An 18231-nucleotide genomic window follows, 5' to 3' on the forward strand; every position below is an offset into this window, starting at 1 on the left:
AACCGTCCGCATTGAGCGGCTGGACAGCTCAGCTCAGCCGTTGACTTCCGCGATCAGGCTCTTCGGCCGGAGGTCGGTCCAGTTCTCCTCCACGTAGGCCAGGCATTCCTGGCGCGAGGCCTCGCCGTGCACGCGGGTCCAGCCGGCGGGCACCTCGGCGAAGGTCGGCCAGAGGGAGTGCTGGCCTTCGTCGTTGACGAGCACCAAGAAGGAACCGTCTTCGTTGTCGAAGGGGTTGGTCATGGTTTGTGTCCTTTCACGCACCCGGCCGGGGCCGGAGCTTCTCGGCGACGATGGACCCAATCTGGACCAGCGCCGCGGGTTGCACCATGTCGTAATGGTTGGTCGGGATCTCGTGGGGTTCGATGGCCCCGCTGGTGAAGTCCTTCCAGCCGGCGATCGCCTCGGAAACGGGCAGATGGGCCGGCCGGTCCTCGGAGGCGACGAACAGCAGGATGTCGCCCTTGAACGGCGTGGCGGTGTGCTGCGGCCCGACCTTCCAGAGGTTCCGCATCACGGCTTCCAGCCGTTCCTTGGCACCGGGTCCCTGGACCATTCCGCCCGCGAGTTCCAGATCCTGCTGCTTCCGTTTCTGCAGGCCGTCTTCGTCGCGCGAGGCTTCTTCGGTCACCGTGCCGGTCGCGTTCCGTCCCATGTAGACGGGGTAGGCGTCGAGCAGGGCCAGCAGGCCGACCTCTTCCCCGTCCGCTTCGAGCAACGCGGCCATCGCCTGCGCGATCCGTCCGCCGAGTGACCAGCCGAGCAGGTGGTACGGCCCGGTCGGCTGCACGGCGCGGATGTGCGCGAGGTAGTCGGCCGCCATCTCCTCGACGCTCTCGGGAAGCCGTTCGGTCCGGGCCAGGCCACGCGCCTGCACCCCGTAGACCGGCTGGTTCGCGGGAAGGTGCCGCAGCAGCGGCCCGTAGTTCCAGCTCAGGCCACCACTCGCGTGGACGCAGAACAGCGGCGGGCGGTCGCCACCGGCTTGCAGCGGCAGCAGGATCTCGTAGTCGCCCGTCTTCACCGCGGTGCTCGATCGCCGCCGCTCGCCCACCACGATCAGGGTCTTGGCCGCGGTCTTGCGGGCGAGCAGGCCCGTGTTCAGCATCCGGTGCCCCGCGTCCCCGAACGGGCAAGGTTCGCTCGGCCGTCCTGACTTGCCCGCGTCGACAGCCGGGCCGGTGACGTAGAGATCGCCGACCGCTCCCGGAGCGACGGGACGCCGCGCGTCGTCGAGCACGAGCGCGCCCAGCGGACCGTCCTCGGCCAGCGCGGCGACCACCGAAGGCACGTCGCCGGACCAGCGCGCGGGCGCGATGGCCGGACGGCCGCGTTCGGTGTCGTCCAGGAAGAGGTCCAGGTCGCCGATCCGCCGCTGGGGATCCTCGGCCACCTGTTCCAGGACCCGGATCAGCCGTCGTGCCACCGATTCCGCCGTGGCTTCGTCGAACAGGTCCGCGGCGTAACGAAGGGTGCCTGCGAGGCCGTCCTCGTTGTCGTCCTCGTCGAGGCGCTCGGTGAGCGTGAACGCGAGATCGAGCTCGATGGCCTCGACCCCGCCCGGCTCGGCGCTGGTGCGCAGAGCGGGCAGTTCCGCCGCGTCCCACGCGCCGATGTCCTCCTCGTTCACCTCGAGTCCCACCTGGAACACGGGGTGACGCGAGAGCGAGGCGGGCAGGTCGAGCAGCTCGACGATCCGCTCGAAGGGAAGGTCCAGATGCGGACGCGCACCGCGGACCGCCTCCTGCACCCGGGTGACGACCTCCAGGAAGGTCGGGTCGCCCGAGAGATCCGTCCGCAGGGCGAACGGCCGCGCGAACGGGCCGATCATCGGCTCGAGGTCGATGAGGTCCTCGTCCCGCGGCAGCGTCGTGCCGATCACGAGATCCTCGCCCGCCCCGAACTTGGCCAGCAGCACGGCGAGCGCGGCGTGCACGACCTGGATCGTCTCCGCGCCGAGCCGTTCCACCGCTTCGGTCAACCGGTTGTACGGACCGGCGTCCAGCCGCAGCGCGACCGTGCCGGCCTTGCGCGACGGGACGGCGGGCCGCGGCCGGTCCAACGGGAGCACCGTCTCGCCGTCGATGCCGGTCAGGGTGTCCCGCCAGAAGACGACCTGCTCGTCGATCAGGCTGCCCTGCTCCCGGCCGTCGTCGAGAAGCCGCTGCTCCCAGAGCGCGTAGTCGGCGAACTGCAGGGCCAGCGGCGCACGCTCCGGGACGCGGCCCGAGCGCCGGGCGCCGTACGCGGCCGCCAGGTCACGGAAGAACACGTCCAGCGAGTCGTCGTCGGTGAGGATCCGGTGCACCCGCAGTTGCAGGACGTGTTCCTTTTCCGAGAGCGCGAAAAGGTCGCACCGCCACGGCACCTCACGGGTGAGGTCGAAGCCCGACTCACGACGCTCGGCGAGGAGCGCGGGAAGCTCGTCCTCGGTGACCGGGACCGGGGTCAGCTCGATCGCGGAAGCCTCGTGGACCTGCTGGTGAACGCTCTGCGCGTCACCGGGGAAGGTCGTGCGGAGGACTTCGTGCCGGGCAGCGACGTCGCCGAGCGCGGCCGCCAGCGCGGGCACGTCGAGCCTGCCGCGCAGCCGCAGCGCCACCGCGACCTGCAGACCGGCGGTCTCCTCCCCGGGACTGGCCAGCAGCCAGGCACGGAGCTGCCGGGCCGTGAGCGGCACCCGGTCCGGCCGTTCGACGGCCTCCAGCGCGGGACGCGACTTCGCCGCGAGCGCCCTGGCGACACCGGCGGGCGTCGGCGAGGAGAACAGCTGCCGGATGGGCAGGTCCACGCCGATCACCTCGCGGATCCGCGCGATGAGCCGCATGGCCAGCGCGGAACTGCCGCCGAGGTCGTGGAAGGCGTCGTCGACACCCACGTGGTCGACGCCGAGGATCTCGGAGAACAGCTCGCAGAGGACCTTCTCGGACTCGCTTTCGGGCGCCTTCTCCGACGCGCGTCCCGCGAGATCCGGGGCGGGCAGTGCCCGGCGGTCCACCTTGCCGTTGGGCGTGACGGGCAGCCCGGGCAGGGCGACGACCGCCATGGGGACCATGTACGCGGGCAGGACCAGACCCAGCTGACGCCGGATCTCCTCGGGTCCCGCGTCACTGCCGTCGGAGACGAAGTACCCCACCAGGCGCTTCTCGCCCGGCTGGTCTTCGCGCGCCATGACGACCGCTTCGACCACTCCCGGCTGGACGGCCAGCACGGACTCCACCTCGCCGAGCTCGACCCGGTAACCGCGGATCTTCACCTGGTCGTCGGCGCGTTCGAGGAACACGACCTCGCCGTCACGGGTCCAGCGGGCCAGGTCGCCGGTGCGGTACATGCGTTCGCCCGGCAGGAACGGGCAGGCCACGAACCGCCCGGCCGTCAGGTCCGGGCTGCCGAGATATCCGCGGGCCAGCCCCGTGCCCGCGATGTACAGCTCGCCCGCCACTCCCGGCGCCACCGGGCGCAGGAAGGCGTCGAGGAGGTAGATCCTGCGGTTCGTCATCGGGTGACCGATCGGCAGTTCGCGATCGACCACGTCGCCGGGCTCGATCGGGAGCCACGTCGCGCACAGGGTGGTCTCGGTCGGTCCGTAGGTGTTCCGCACCCGCAGGCCGGGCTGGGCCCGCCGCAGGTTTTCCACGGACTGCGCGGGAACCACGTCCCCGCCGGTGCCGATCTCGACCAGGCCCTCGAAGCACTCCGGGGACGTTTCCGCCAGGGCGCGGAAGGTTCCGGCGGTGAGGTGGACGAAGTTCGCGCCCCGGGCGACGGCCTGCCGCACCCCGGCCGCGTCCAGCACGCCCGGCTCGGTGAGCAGGACCCGCGCGCCCGTGGCGAGCGGCACCCACATCGCGTAGAGCGAAGGGTCGAAGACGTGCGTCGCGTGCATCAGCACGCCGTCGCCAGGGCCGATCTGCCAGCCCGAGTCGCCCGCGAGGCCCGCCACCGCACCGTGCGGGATCCCCACGCCCTTAGGAAGTCCAGTGGATCCCGAGGTGTACATGACGTACGCCAGGTCGTCGGCGGACGGCCGCTCCGACGGCGCCGTCGCGGCGGTGGCGGCGACGGCGGCGCGCGTCTCCGGAGCGTCGAGGACGATCGCGCCCTCGGGCACGACTCCGCTGGTGGCCTCGGTGCACAGGACGACCGAGACCTCGGAATCGCCGAGGAGGAACGCGATCCGCTCGGCCGGGTATTCGACGTCGACCGGGACGTACGCGGCGCCCGCCTTCCAGATCGCCAGGAACGCGATCAGCAGGTCCGGGGACCGCTCCATGGCCACCCCGACGCGGTCGCCGCGGGTGACGCCGCGTCCGGCGAGATGGCCGGCCAGCCGGTTCGACGCCTGGTCGACCTCGGCGTAGGTGAGGTTCGACCCGGCCGCGTCGGTGATCGCCACCGCGTCGGGTGCCTCGGCCACCCGCCGGGCGAACAGCTCGACCACGGAATCACCCGGCACCGGGCCCGCGGTCGCGTTGAAGTCGTCCACCACCAGGGCGCGCTCGCCCTCGCTCAGCAGCGTCAGGCGGCCGACGAGGACCTCGGGTTCGGCGACCAGGCGCTCCAGGACGCGGGCCAGCGCGCCCACGACCGACTCGCCCATTGTCCGGTCGAAGAGACCCCGGTCGTAGTCGAGGATGAGCGGCATCTGCTCACCCGGGCCGGTGACCAGGGTGAACGGGTAGTGCGAGGAGTTGCGGCCGCGTTTGACCGGGCGCAGGGTCAGGCCGCCGTGCTCCTGGCCGAGGCCCTTGCGGGGGAAGTTCTCGTAGATGACGAGCGTGTCGAAGACCGCTCCGGGTCCGACGACGGCCTGCACGTCCTGCAGGCCGAGATGCTGGTGGGCCATCAGGGCCGACTGGTCGCGCTGCAACTCGGCGAACAGGTCGACGGCCCGCCGCGCGCCGTCGAGCCGGACCCGCACCGGCAGCGTGTTGAGCAGCTGGCCGACCATCGACTCCACGCCCGCCAGCTCGGCGGGACGCCCCGAGGCGGTCGCACCGAAGACGACCTCGGTCCGGCCGGCGAGCTGCGACAGCACGACGGCCCACGCGCCCTGCACGACGGTGTTGAGGGTGAGGTCGTGGCCGCGCGCCAGTTTGGCCAGCCCGTCCGTCACCTCGGTGGACAGCTCGACCACCGCCGTGTCGATGTCGGGCACCCGGGACGGATCGGCCGGGGCCACCGCGGTCGGCGTGTCCAGCCCGGTGAACTCTTCCCGCCAGGCGGCCCTGGCCACTTCCTTGTCCTGCTTGCCGAGCCAGGCGAGATAGTCCCGATAGGACACTGTGGGCGGCAGCCCGGAGGCGTCTCCGCCCGCCGCGTAGATCGCGGCGAGCTCGCGGTGGATGATCGGCATCGACCAGCCGTCGGTCAGCACGTGGTGGAGCGTGTGCACGAGCCGGTGGCGGTCCGGGCCGAGCCGGATCAGGTGCAGCTTCATCAGCGGTGCCACCTCGATGCGGAGGCGCTCGGCCAACTCGTCCGCGGCGAGCCGGTCCACCTCGCTTTCGAGGATTTCGTCCGGCAGCCCGGAGAGATCCGTTTCCCGCCAAGGGATTTCGGCGTCCCGCGTGATGACCTGCACCATCTGCGCGCCGCTGACGTAACGGAAACAGGCCCGCAGCGCGGCGTGCCGGTTCACGAGAGCCTGCCACGTCGCCCTCAGCAGCGCGGCGTCCAGCGGGCCGTCGATGCCGTAGACGGTCTGCACGGTGTAGGTGTCAGGACCGTCGTCGTCGAGGGCGGTGTGATAGAGCATTCCCTCCTGCAGCGGGGAAAGAGGCCAGACGTCCTCCACGCTGGAACGCGGCTTCGCGCGGGTGTCGTCAACGGTCACGATCTGCTCCTTAGAAGAAAGCGGGGTCATTCGCCGGCCAACCCGGCCTCGAGTTGTTCCAACTGGTCAAGGGAAAGAGCGACGAGCGCGCCCCCGGCGGGTTCCGGCTCCGGAGTGGTCTCGTCTTCGGCGGGGATCTCCTTGACGAGCGTCGCCAGCCGTTCCGGTGTCTTCTCTTCGAACACCTGCCACGGGCTCAGTTCCAGCCCCTCCCGGCGTGCCCGCGCCGACAGCTGCATCGAGATGATCGAGTCGCCGCCGAGTTCGAAGAAGCTGTCGTCGGCACCCACCCGGTCGAGGCCGAGCACTTCCGCGAACAGCCCGCACAGCTTCGACTCCATCGCCGTGCGCGGATTCCGCCCGGAAGTCATCCCGGAGAAATCGGGGGCGAGGAGTGCCCGGTGGTCGAGCTTGCCGTTCGGGGTGAGCGGCATCCGGTCCAGCGCGACGAAAGCCGCGGGCATCATGTACTCCGGCAGGCTTTCCGCGGCCAGCTCGCGCAGCACGGACGTCAGCTCCGCGGGAGCCTCGGCCGACGGCACGACGTACGCCACCAGCTGTTTGTCACCCGGTCCGTCCCGGTGCACGGCGACCACCACCTGGGCGACCCCCGGATGCTCCGCCAGCACGGCCTCGATCTCGGCGGGCTCGACCCGGTAGCCGCGCACCTTGACCTGCGCGTCCGCCCGGCCGACGAAGATCAGCTGGCCGTCGGTGGCCCAGCGGAACCGGTCGCCGGACCGGTACATGCGCTCGCCCGGCGAGAACGGGTCGGCGACGAACCGTTCCGACGTCAGGCCCGGACGCCCGAGGTAGCCGCGGGCGAGTCCGACTCCCGCGATGTAGAGCTCGCCGGCCACGCCGGGCGGCACCGGCTGCAGGAACGCGTCGAGCACGTAGTGCCGCACGTTCCGGATCGGGCCGCCGAGCGGGACCACGTCGTGTCCCGGCGAGAGCGGGGCGCTCATCGTCGAACAGATCGTCGTCTCGGTCGGACCGTAGGCGTTGATCATCCGGCGGCCCGGCGACCAGCGGTCCACCAACGCGGGTGGCAGCACCTCGCCGCCCGTGAGCACGGTCCGCAGGGTGTCCGGCAGGTCGTCCTCGACAGCCAGCACACTCGGCGAAACGGTCAGATGCGTGATCCCCCACCGGCGCAGCGCGTCGCCCAGCGTCACCCGGGGCGGCATGCTCTCCGCGTCGGGCAGCACCAGCGTCCCGCCCGCCAGCAGGGCCATGAACAACTCGGAGACGATGGCGTCGAAACCGATGGCGGACAACTGGAGTACCCGCGACGAAGACGTCACGCCCATCCGCTCGATATGCGCGGTCGCCAGGTTGCCGAGCCCGGAATGGGTGACCATGACGCCCTTGGGCACCCCGGTCGAACCCGACGTGTAGATCACGTACGCCGCGTCGCTCGCGGCCACGTGCGGCAACGCCACGCCCGGATCGGCGGCGGGCAGGTCTTCCAGCTCCAGCACCGTGCCCGCGAACTTCTCCGGTACGACCGCGCGGGTCGCCTTGGTGCACACCAGCACCTCGGGCGCCGAACTCTCCAGCATCAGCTCGATCCGCTCACGCGGATAGTCCGGGTCGACCGGGACGAACGCCCCGCCCGCGAAGGACACCGCCATCAGCGTCACCGCCAGTTCGGCCGAGCGGCCGACGACGACACCCACCCGGGTCTCGCGCCGGATACCCAGCCCCACGAGCAGTCGCGCCAGCGATTCCACCTCGCCGAGCAGTTCACCGAACGACAGGCGCCGGGCGGCGTCCTCCGCCGCCGGCGCGTCCGGCGACCGCTCGGCCTGCCTGCGGAACAGCACCGGCAGGGCCTCGGCTTCGAACGGCTCCTCGGTCCGGTTCCAGTCGTCCACCACCAGACGGCGCTGCTCCGGGCCGATCAGCGCGACCCGGCCCACCGGGATCCGCGGTTCGGCCACGACCTGCTCCAGTGCCCGGACGATCGACGCGACGAACCCGTCGATCCGGGTCCGGTCGAACACGTCCGGCCGGTAGATGACCTCGCCGTGGACGCCGCCGCCTTCGGACGCGCGGAGCGACAGCGGATAGTGCCCGGTGTCGTCCGGGATCCCGGCGGGACGCAGGGCGAGGACTTCGGGGTCGTCGGACGGGAGCGGCGGGGGCGGGTAGTTCTCGAACACCACGATCGTGTCGAAGGCCGCGCCGGAACCGGCGAGCTGGTTGATCTCGGTCAGCCCCACGTGCTGGTGCGGCATCAACGCGACCTGGCGTTCCTGCAGATCCGTCAGCATGTCGAGGAACGGCCGGTCGCCAGTGAGGCGAGCGCGGACCGGCAGCATGTTCATGAACAGGCCGACCGCGGACTCGACGCCGGGGATGTCGATCGGGCGCCCGGCCACCGTGGTGCCGAAGACGACGTCGTCGCGTCCCGTCAACCGCGCCAGCAACAGCGCCCAGACCCCCTGGAAAAGCGTATTCGTCGTCACGCCGTGCCCGCGGGTGAACTCCGCCAAGCGATGGCTCAGCGCGTCGTCGAGTTCGAAGCGCACGCGGTCGGGCTCGATGGGCACGGCGATCGCGTCCGGGGACACGACGTGGGTCGCCTCGTCCAGCCCCGCGAGCTCGGTCCGCCACGCCTCCCTGGCGGCTTCCTTGTCCTGGCGGGCGAGCCAGGCGAGGTAGTCCCGATAGGACGTCGGGACCGGCAGGGTCCTGCCGTCGCCACCGGTTTCGTACGCCGTCATCACCTCGACGAGGAAGACCGGAAGGGACCAGCCGTCGGCCGAGATGTGATGCGACCTGAGGATCATCCGGTGCTCGCGGTCCCCGAAGCGCACGAGGTGCAGGTGCAGCAGCGGCGCCTTCGTCAGGTCGAACCGCTCCGCGTGCGACTCCTCCGCGAGGCGGGCGAATTCCGCCAGCGCCTCGTCCTCGGGCAGGTGGGACAGGTCGGTCTCCACCCAGGGCAGCGTCACGTCGCGGGCGACCGCCTGGACGGCCACGCCGGACCCGAGCTGGTGAAAACTCGCCCGCAGGGCCGGGTGCCGGTCGAGAAGGGTCTGCCAGGACGCCCGGAACCGGGCGGCGTCCATCGGGCCGTCGAGGAGGATGTCGCGGATACCGGCGTAAACGTCCGGGCCGCGCTCGTCGACGGCGTGGAACAGCAGGCCTTCCTGAAGTGGGGAAAGCGGCCAGATGTCGTGCAGGCCCGGGACGACGGCCTCGACCTCCGCCACCTCTCGCTGGGTCAGCGTGGTGAGCGGGAAGTCGGAGGGCGTGTGTCCCCCGGCGCTGTCGTCGGCGGCGACGTGGGTGGCAAGGCCGGTCAGCTGGTCGAGCCAGGCCTTCCCGAGCGATTCCGCCTCGGCCTCGCCGAGCAGCCGTCCGGCCCAGGTCACGGTCAGGGTGAACTCGGGGCCGTCCTGGGTGTCCAGCACGACCGCGTCGATCTCGACGACGTGCCGCAGCGGCAGATCTTCTTCCGCCACCCCGCCGATGGTTCCCGCCAGCTGCCAAGGCTCCGCGTCACCGTCGGGCCGCGGTGAGAAGCGGCCGAGGTAGTTGAACCCGATCTCCGCCGTCGGCAGCGCCGCCAGCGCCTTCCCGGTCCCGGCGTCGAGATACCGCAGCATCCCGTAGCCGAGCCCGCCGTCGGGCACCGCCCGCACGTTCTCCTTGACCTGCTTCAGCAGGCGACCGGCCGCAGTGCCGCCCGCGATCGCTTCGGCCGGGTCGGCCCCGGTGGTGTCCAACCGGACCGGATGGACATCGGTGAACCAGCCGAGCGTCCGCGAAAGGTCCATCTCGTCGAGGGGCTGACGGCCGTGGCCTTCGACGTCCACCACGACGGAGGTTCCGCCACGCCACTGGACCACCGCGCCGGCCAGGGTGGTCAGCAGGACCTCGTGCACGCCGCAGTGGAAGGCCGAAGTGGCCTTCTCCGCGAGCACGCTCGCGCGGTCCCGCGGCAGGGTCCACGACCGGCGTCCCGAGGTCGCGATGGTGTCGAGCCGGGGATCGAGCTCCCCCACCCGCGCCTGCGCGCCGTCGAGGATCCCGGTCCAGGTCTCCAGCTCTCCGGTCCGGATCGCCGCCTGATCGGCCAGCGTCCGCGCCCAGCGCCGGAACGAAACGGGCGGCGGGTCGAGCACGGGTTCCCGGCCCGCGGCCGCGGCTTCACAGGCCAGTTGCAGATCGGGCAGCAGGACACGCCACGACACGACGTCGACGGCGAGGTGATGCGCGGCCACCACGAGCCGTCCCACGCGGCCGGGTCCCGCGTCCACCCACACCGCCCGGAGCATCACGCCCGCGGCGGGGTCCAGCCGTCCGGCCGCTTCGTGGGCGCAGCGGTCCGCGACCTCGTCCAGGTCATCGGCACCGGCTTCGACCCGCTCGACCAGCGTCGCCGCGTCGACCGTTCCCCGCTCGGCCACGACCAGCCGAGGCTCTCCCCCGGTCTCGACGACCCGGCTCCGCAGCAGGTCGTGGGCATCGATCAGCGCGCCCAAACCGGCCGTCAACGCCTCCAGCGACAGGTCACCGGGCGCTCCCGCGGTCACCCACTGCGCCAAGGCGCCCCGGGTCAGCGCGCCGGGATCGCGTTCGAGCAGAGCACGCACCACCGGCGTCCACGGGACTTCGCCGACACCGTCGTCGAGGACGGCGTCGATCTCACCGCCGCGCTCCGCGACCGCCGCGATGCCCGCGGGCGTCTTCTGCTCGAAGACCTGCTTCGCGCCGAAAACGAAGTCCTCGCGCCGGGCGCGGGCGGCCAACCGCATCGAAAGGATCGAGTCGCCACCGAGCTCGAAGAAACTGTCGTCGGCGCCGACGTGGTCCAGCCCGAGGATCTCGGCGAACAGGTCGCTCAGCACCCGCTCGGCCTCGGTCCGAGGCTCGCGACCGGTGGACTTCCCGGTGAATTCGGGAGCGGGCAGGGCCGCGCGGTCGATCTTCCCGTTGAGGGTCAACGGGAACGTGTCCAGCACCAGCACCACCGCGGGCACCATGAACTCCGGCAGCCGCTCCGCGAGCGACGCGCGGACCTCGCCGGATTCCAGCGCCTGTCCCGATTCTGCGGTCACGTAGGCGATCAGCCGCTTCTCACCGGGACGCTCTTCCCGTGCGACCACGACAGCCTGCGCGACGTCGGGCACCTCGGTCAGCACGGCCTCGATCTCGCCCGGCTCGACGCGGTAACCGCGGATCTTCACCTGGGAGTCGGCCCGTCCGGCGAACACCAGCTCGCCCTGCTCGGTCCAGCGGCCCAGGTCGCCGGTGCGGTACATCCTCTCGCCTGCCGCGAACGGGTTGGCGAGGAATCGCTGCGCCGTCGCTCCGGCGGCGCCCAGATAACCGTGCGCCAGACCGGCTCCGGCGAGGTACAGCTCACCGGTCACGTTCGGGGCGACCGGCTGAAGGAACGCGTCGAGCACGTACGCCTGCCTGCCCGCCAGCGGTCCGCCGATCGGCAGGGTGCTCCCCGTCTCGGCCCCGGGTTCGAGGACGAGCCAGGTGGCGCACAAGGTGATCTCGGTGGGGCCGTAGAGCTGCCGGAACCGGACGTCCGGGCAGGCACGCCGCATCCGGGCGACGGAGGCGAGCGGCACCGCGTCCCCGCCGGTCAGGATCTCCCGCAAGCCGGTGAAGGACTCCGGTGCTTCCTCGGCCACCACGCGGAAAGTCCCGGCCGTCAGGTGGATGGTGGTCACGCCGCGTTCGATCGCTTCCCGCACCCGCTGCGCGTCGACCGCGCCCGGTTCCGCGACCAGCACGCGGGCCCCGCTCACCAGCGGCACCCAGATCTCGACCAGTGACGCGTCGAACGCGTGCGAAGCGTGCAGCAGCACGCAATCGCCGGGGCCCTGCGACCAGCCGGGGTCGCCCGCCAGGGCCGCCACGCTGCCGTGCGGCACCGCGACCCCCTTGGGCACACCGGTCGATCCCGACGTGTACATCACGTAGGCCACGTCGTGTGCTCCGGCGGTGAAAACCGGTGCCTCGTAAGAGGTTCCCGCGATCTCCGGCGCGTCCACGACCACCGGCTCGACGCCGTCCGGAACCGCGCCGCGGCTCGCTCCCACGCAGAGCGCCACCGCCGCACCGGAATCGGCCAGCATCCGTTCGATCCGTTCCGCGGGGTAGTCCACGTTCACCGGGACCTGCGCGGCTCCCGCCTTCCAGACCGCGAGAAGCGCCACCAGCAGGTCCGCGCCGCGTTCCATCACCACGCCGACCCGGTCACCGCGCCGTACGCCGATCCCGGCGAGATACCCGGCCAGCCGGTCGGATTCCCGGTCGAGTCCGGCGTAGGACAGCGTGCGTTCCCCGTCGACGACCGCGACCGCGTCCGGCGACTTCCGCGCCTGACTCCGGAACAGCTCCGGCACGGTCGTCCCGCGCACCGCTTCACCGGTCGAGTTCCAGAGCTCCACCACCGACGCACGCGCCGGTTCGCTCGTGACGGCCAGCGTGCCGACGGGCCGCGAAGCCTCCGACGCCACCAGTTCCAGGACACGCACGACCTGCCTGGCGATCTCGGCCGCCGTTTCCCCGCCGATCCGGTCGGGCCGGTAGGCCACGCGGATCTGCAGGGTCTTCCCCGGCGAAACACTCATGGCCAGCGGATAGCTGGTGCCGGTCCGGGTGCGGACCGAGCTGATCGCGACACCGCCGTCGTCGCCGAGACCGGCGGCGTCGTGCGGGTAGTTCTCGATCATCACGATGGTGTCGAAGACCGCGCCCGCGCCTGCCGCCTTCTGGACCTGCGAAAGCCCCAAGTACTGGTGTTCCGTCAACGCGGACTGGCGTGCCTGAAGGTCTTGGAGCAGGTCCAGCACCGGCTGGCCGCCGTCGAGGCGGACCCGGACCGGGATGGTGTTGATGAACATCCCCACCATCTGCTCGACGTCCGGCACCTCGGCGGGCCGCCCCGACGTCACCGTCCCGAACACCACGTCCGTCCGGCCAGCCAGCCGCGCCAGCACCAGCGCCCAGGCGCCCTGCACGATCGTGCTCAGCGTCAGGCCGTGACCGCGGGCGAAACCGGTGAGGTTCCGCGTCGCCTCCTCGGGCAGCCATTCGGCGTGCTCACCCGGTACCACCATCGCCTTGTCGGCATCGGCGTCGACGACGGTCGGTTCGTCCGACCCGGCGAGTTCGGCTCGCCACGCTTCCCGCGTCGCCTGCTCGTCCTGGCGGCTCAACCACGCCAGGTAGTCCCGATAGGACGGTGATCTCGACGGGCCCTGTCCACCGGCATAGGCGATGGAGACCTCGCCAAGGACGAGCGGTGTCGACCAGCCGTCCAGGAGGACGTGGTGCGACGTCAGGACGAGCCGGTGCGTGTTCGCGCCGAGCCGGATCAGCAGCAGCCGGAGCAGCGGCGCCTCGGTCACGTCGAACCGCTTCGCCTGGTCCTCCGCGAGCAGTCGTTCGATCTCCTCGGCCGCCGCGGCCTCATCGAGGAGCGACAGATCCGCCACGCGCCAAGGGATTTCGGCCTCGGCCGCAACGACCTGCACCGTTTCGCCGGAGCCCAGCTGGTGGAAGCTCGTCCGCAGCGAGTCGTGCCGCGCGACCACCTGGTTCCACGCGGTGCGCAGCCGCTCCGCGTCGAGCGGTCCGTCGAGGTCGAGGATCCGCTGGCTCTGGTAGACGTCGACGTCGTCCTCGGCGACCGCCCGTTCGAAGAGCATTCCTTCCTGGAGCGGCGAAAGCGGCCAGATGTCCGTCAGCCCCGGCGTCGCGGCTTCCAGCTCCGCCACGTCCCGCTGCGCGAGTGCGACGAGGCCGAAGTCGGACGGGGTGTGCCCGCCCGCACGAGGATCCTCGGCGAGGGCCGCGAGACCGGTCAGCATCTCCAGCCAGGCCTCACCGAGGCGCTCGACCGTCGCGGGGTCGAGGTCCTGTCCGTCGATGGCGAGCGCGAGCCGGGGGCCTTCCGGCGTGTCCTGGACTTCCGCGCCGACCTCGACGGGGTGGGCGAGGATCATGTCCGGGCCGCCACCGAGCGGCCCTTCGCCCGCCTGCTGCCACGCCCTGTCCTTGACGGAAAGGCCTGTCCGGCCGAGATAGTTGAAGCCGATCGGCGCGGACGGGAGCTCGGCCAGCCTCGCCCCGGTGTCGGGGTTGAGGTAGCGCAGCAGCCCGTAGCCGAGTCCGTCCCCGGGGACGGCGCGGATCTGTTCCTTCGCGGCCTTCAGCAATCGCCCGGCCGCCGCGTCACCCGCCGCCACGGCGTCGAGATCGACGTCGGCGAGGTCGAAGCGGACCGGGTGAACGCTGGTGAACCAGCCCACGGTGCGCAACAGGTCTTCGCCGTCGGCGGCTTCGCGCCCGTGACCTTCGACGTCCACGAGCAGCCCAGTGTCAGTACCCCGCACCCGCGCCACCGCACCCGCGAGCCCCGCCAGCAGGACGTCTTGGATCCCGCAGTGGAAGGCACCCGGCAGCCGGGCCAGCAACCCGCTCGCCGCGGTGCCGGACACCGTCGAAGACCACGAGTGCGACTTCCCGGTGCCCTGCTCGAATCCCGTGTCCGCGCCGTCCAGGAGGGCGGCCCACCGATCGGTTTCGGCCACGGTGCGCTCGCTGAGCGCCTGCTCCGCCAGCCGCCGCGCCCACTGCCGGTACGACGTCGTCGCGGCGTCGAGGACGGGAGTCCCGCCCGAGCTCGCTTCGTCGTAGGCCGTGCGCAGATCCGGCAGCAGAATTCCCCACGAGACCGCGTCGACCGCCAGGTGATGCGCCACCAGCGCCAACCGGCCCGGCTCGGCGTTCCCCGCGTCGACCCAGACGGCCCGCACCATGATCCCCGCCGCCGGGTCCAGCGTGCCCGTCGCCGTCCTGACCTCGCGTTCGGCGATCTCGTCGAGGTTCCCCGACCCGGCCTCGACCCGCGTCACCAGGCCGGCCGCGTCCACCGCACCCCGCTCGGGCACCAGCAGCCGTCCGCCGGACTCCACCCGTGCCCGCAGGACGTCGTGCGCGTCCAGCACCGCTCGCAGGGCCGTGACCAGCGTGTCCTGGTCGAAGCCCGCCGGGGTGACGACCACCCGCGCCTGCGCGAAACCGGGGCGCACCGCGTTCTCACCGAGGGCCAGCATCACCGGCGTCATCGGGATCTCGCCAACGCCACTGTCCACTGTGGATGCTTGGGCGGGCTGTACTTCCGCGGCCAGCGCCGCCAGCCTGCCGGGGGTCCGGTGCTCGAACACCAGCCGCGGCGTCAGGGAGATTCCCTCGCGACGCGCACGGGCGGCCACCTGCATCGACGAGATCGAGTCTCCGCCCAGCTCGAAGAAGCTGTCCTCGACCCCGACCCGGTCCAGTCCGAGCACCTCGGCGAACACTCCACAAAGGACTCGCTCGTCCTCGGTCTCCGGTTCCCGTCCCACCGACTTCGACGAGAAGTCCGGTTCGGGCAGCGCTTGGCGGTCCACCTTCCCGTTGACCGTCAGCGGCAACTCGTCCAGCACCAGCATCGCGGCCGGGATCATGAACTCGGGCAGCGTTTCGGCGAGCTGTCCGCGCAGCACCGCCGGGTCGAGGGCCTGTCCCGCTTCGGCGACCGCGTAGCCGATCAGCTGCTCGTCACGGGCGATCACGACGGCCTGACCGACCCCGGGCAACCGGGCGAGGGCCACCTCGATCTCGCCGGGTTCCACCCGGTACCCGCGGATCTTCACCTGGTCGTCGGCCCGGCCGGCGAACGCCAGCGTGCCCTGTTCCGTCCAGTACGCCAGGTCCCCGGTCCGGTACATCCGCTCGCCGGGCAGATGCGGGTCCGCGACGAACCGCTCGGCCGTCAACGCCGAACGCCCCAGATAGCCTTGCGCCACACCGGCTCCGGCGACGTACAGCTCACCGGGCAGCCCCGGCGGCACCGGTCGAAGGAACGCGTCGAGGACGTGGACGCGCCGCCCCGCGAGCGGACGGCCGATCGGCAGTACCGATCCCGTCTCGTCGCCGGGTTCGAGCAGCCACCACGTCGCGCACAGCGTGGCCTCGGTCGGGCCGTAGAGATGCCGCACCCGGACGTCCGGGCAGGTCCGCCGCACGCGCTCCACCGCCGCGAGCGGCACCGCGTCACCACCGGTCAGCACCTCGCGCAGACCGGCGACCGATTCCGGCGACTCCTCGGCCAGCACCCGGAAACTGCCGGCGGTCAGGTGCGCGGCCGTGACCCCGGCCGCCACGTAACCGGCCAGCGCTTCGCCGTCGACAGCGCCCGATCCGGCGAGCACCACCCGGGCGCCCGAAAGCAACGGCACCCACAGTTCGAACAGGGAGATGTCGAACGCGTGCGAGGCGTGCATCAGCACCGCGTCGCCGGGACCCACGCCCCAGCCCGGCTCACCGACCAGTGCCGCGACGTTGCCGTGCGACACCGCGACGCCCTTCGGCATCCCCGTCGAGCCCGACGTGTACATCACGTAGGCGACGTCATCGGCGGTCGCACCGGTCGACAGGCGGGCGTATTCCGCCACGGCCCGCCGGGTTTCCGGCTCGTCGACGACGATCGGCTCGAGCCCGCCGTCCAGCACCGAGTCCCGGTGCGCCTCCGTGCACACCACCGCCGACGGCTCCGCGTCCGCCAGCATGAACTTCACGCGTTCCGCCGGATAGGCCGGATCGACCGGGATGTAGGCCGCCCCCGCCTTCCACACCGCGAGCAGGGTCGCGATCAGCTCGGGCGACCGGTCCATCACCACGGCGACCCGGTCCCCGCGCCGGACTCCCTTGCCGCTCAGGTACCCGGCGAGCCGCTCCGCGCGCTCCGCCAGTTCCCCGTACGACAGCGTCCGATCACCCTCGACGACGGCCGTCTCTTCGGGACGGCGCTCGACCTGGGTGCCGAAGAGTTCCAGGGCCAGCCGGTCCGGCTTCGCGCCAGGCGCTTCTCCCCAGCTGCCGACCACCTCGCGTTCGGCCGGGTTCGTCACCTCGACGTCGGCCACCGTGAGGTCGCCTGCCCGCGTCAGCTGACGCAGCACCCCCGTGAACCTCTCGACGATGGCGAGCGCGGTGTCCTGATCGAAGAGATCCGTCAGGTAGTCGAGTTTGACGAGCATCGACTCGCCGGGGACGGCGACCAGCGTCAGCGGATAGTGCGCGGCTTCCTGGCCCTGGTTCACGCGGATGGCGAAGGCTTCGGGGGAATCCGAGACACCGAGCTCGCGCGGGAAGTTCTCGAAGACGATCATGGTGTCGAAGACCGCGCCGGGCCCGGCCGCCTGCTGGATGTCCGCCAGCCCCACGAACTGGTCGGGGATCAGCGCGGACTGCCGTCGCTGCAGCTGGGCCAGCAGTTCGACGACCGGCGCCGAACCGCGCAGCCGCACCCGCACCGGAACGGTGTTGAGGAACAGCCCCACCATTCCTTCCACACCAGGGAGATCCGGCGGGCGGGCCGAGACGACCGCGCCGAACACGACGTCCGTCCGGCCTGCCAGCTGCGCCAGCACCAGCGCCCACGCGCCCTGCACCACCGTGTTCAGCGTCAGCCCGTTCCCGCGGGCCAGCTCCTCCAGCGAGCGGGTGAGGCCTTCCGGCAGCTCGACCGTGACGCTCTCGGGGATGCCGGGCGCTCGTCCCGGATCCGCGGGCGCCACCAGCGTCTGCTCCTCGACGTCGCCCAGTTCCGCCGCCCAGGCCGAAAGCGCCCTGGCCTTGTCCTGACGGCCGAGCCAAGCGAGGTATTCCCGGTACGACGTCACTTCCGGCAGTTCCAGCGGACCGCCGTCGGCCGCGTACAGCGCCGCCAGTTCGTCGAACACGATGGGGAGCGACCAGGCGTCCATGATCGCGTGATGGCAGGTCACCACCAGGCGGTGGCTGTCGTCGCCGAGACGGATCAAGGTGAGACGCAGCAACGGCGCCGTCGCGAGATCGAAGCGCTTCGTCCGGTCCTCTTCGGCCAGTTCCCGCACAGCCTCGCCGGAGGCATCCGGGTCGTCGAGGTGCGAGAGATCGACCTCGCGCCACGGCAGTTCCGCCTGCCTGGCGATGATCTGCACCGTCTCGCCCGATTTTCGCTGCCGGAAACAAGCCCGGAGCGAGGCGTGCCTCGCGAGCAACGCCTCCCAGGCCGCGCGCAGCCTGGCCGCGTCCACCGGTCCGTCCAGCTCCAGGATCCAATGTCCAATGTAGACGTCGAGCCCTTCACCGTCGTAGACCGCGTGGAAGACCAGCCCTGCCTGCAACGGCGACAGCGGCCAGATGTCCTCGATCCGCGACTGAGCCATCAATTTCTCCCTCGATCAGCGAAGGGGCTTGAAGTTCGTCGTCGAACCAAGCCTCGAATTCCTCGATCCCGTCCCGGTCCAAGTCGAGGAGCCGACGTCGAATGCGGCATGTCCCCCCACAGAATCGTCGCCCGAAGGGACGACCCGGACAACATG

Annotated in this window: 3 protein-coding genes; all 3 read right to left on the reverse strand. The window is 71.4% G+C overall.

Annotation, left to right across the window (positions count from 1 at the left end; all coding sequences use genetic code 11):
- Window positions 1-33: 33 nt before the first annotated feature.
- From ACLJRM_RS29375 to ACLJRM_RS29385, 3 genes are read right to left on the reverse strand one after another with little or no spacing between them, the layout of a single operon-like run.
- Window positions 34-243: an MbtH family protein gene (locus ACLJRM_RS29375; RefSeq protein ID WP_101612835.1), complete on the reverse strand. Its 210-nt coding sequence runs from the start codon at window positions 241-243 to the stop codon at window positions 34-36.
- A gap of 13 nt (window positions 244-256) precedes the next feature.
- On the reverse strand, window positions 257-5836 hold the full coding sequence (locus ACLJRM_RS29380; RefSeq protein ID WP_410664892.1) for an amino acid adenylation domain-containing protein: 5580 nt from the start codon (window positions 5834-5836) through the stop codon (window positions 257-259).
- 26 nt (window positions 5837-5862) lie between these two features.
- The gene (locus tag ACLJRM_RS29385; protein ID WP_410664893.1) at window positions 5863-18075 is read right to left on the reverse strand and encodes an amino acid adenylation domain-containing protein; all 12213 of its coding nucleotides are present in this window, start codon (window positions 18073-18075) and stop codon (window positions 5863-5865) included.
- Between the last annotated feature and the right edge of the window lie 156 nt (window positions 18076-18231).

The sequence above is a fragment of the Amycolatopsis sp. lyj-84 genome (assembly GCF_046549075.1).
Classification (GTDB): Bacteria; Actinomycetota; Actinomycetes; order Mycobacteriales; family Pseudonocardiaceae; genus Amycolatopsis.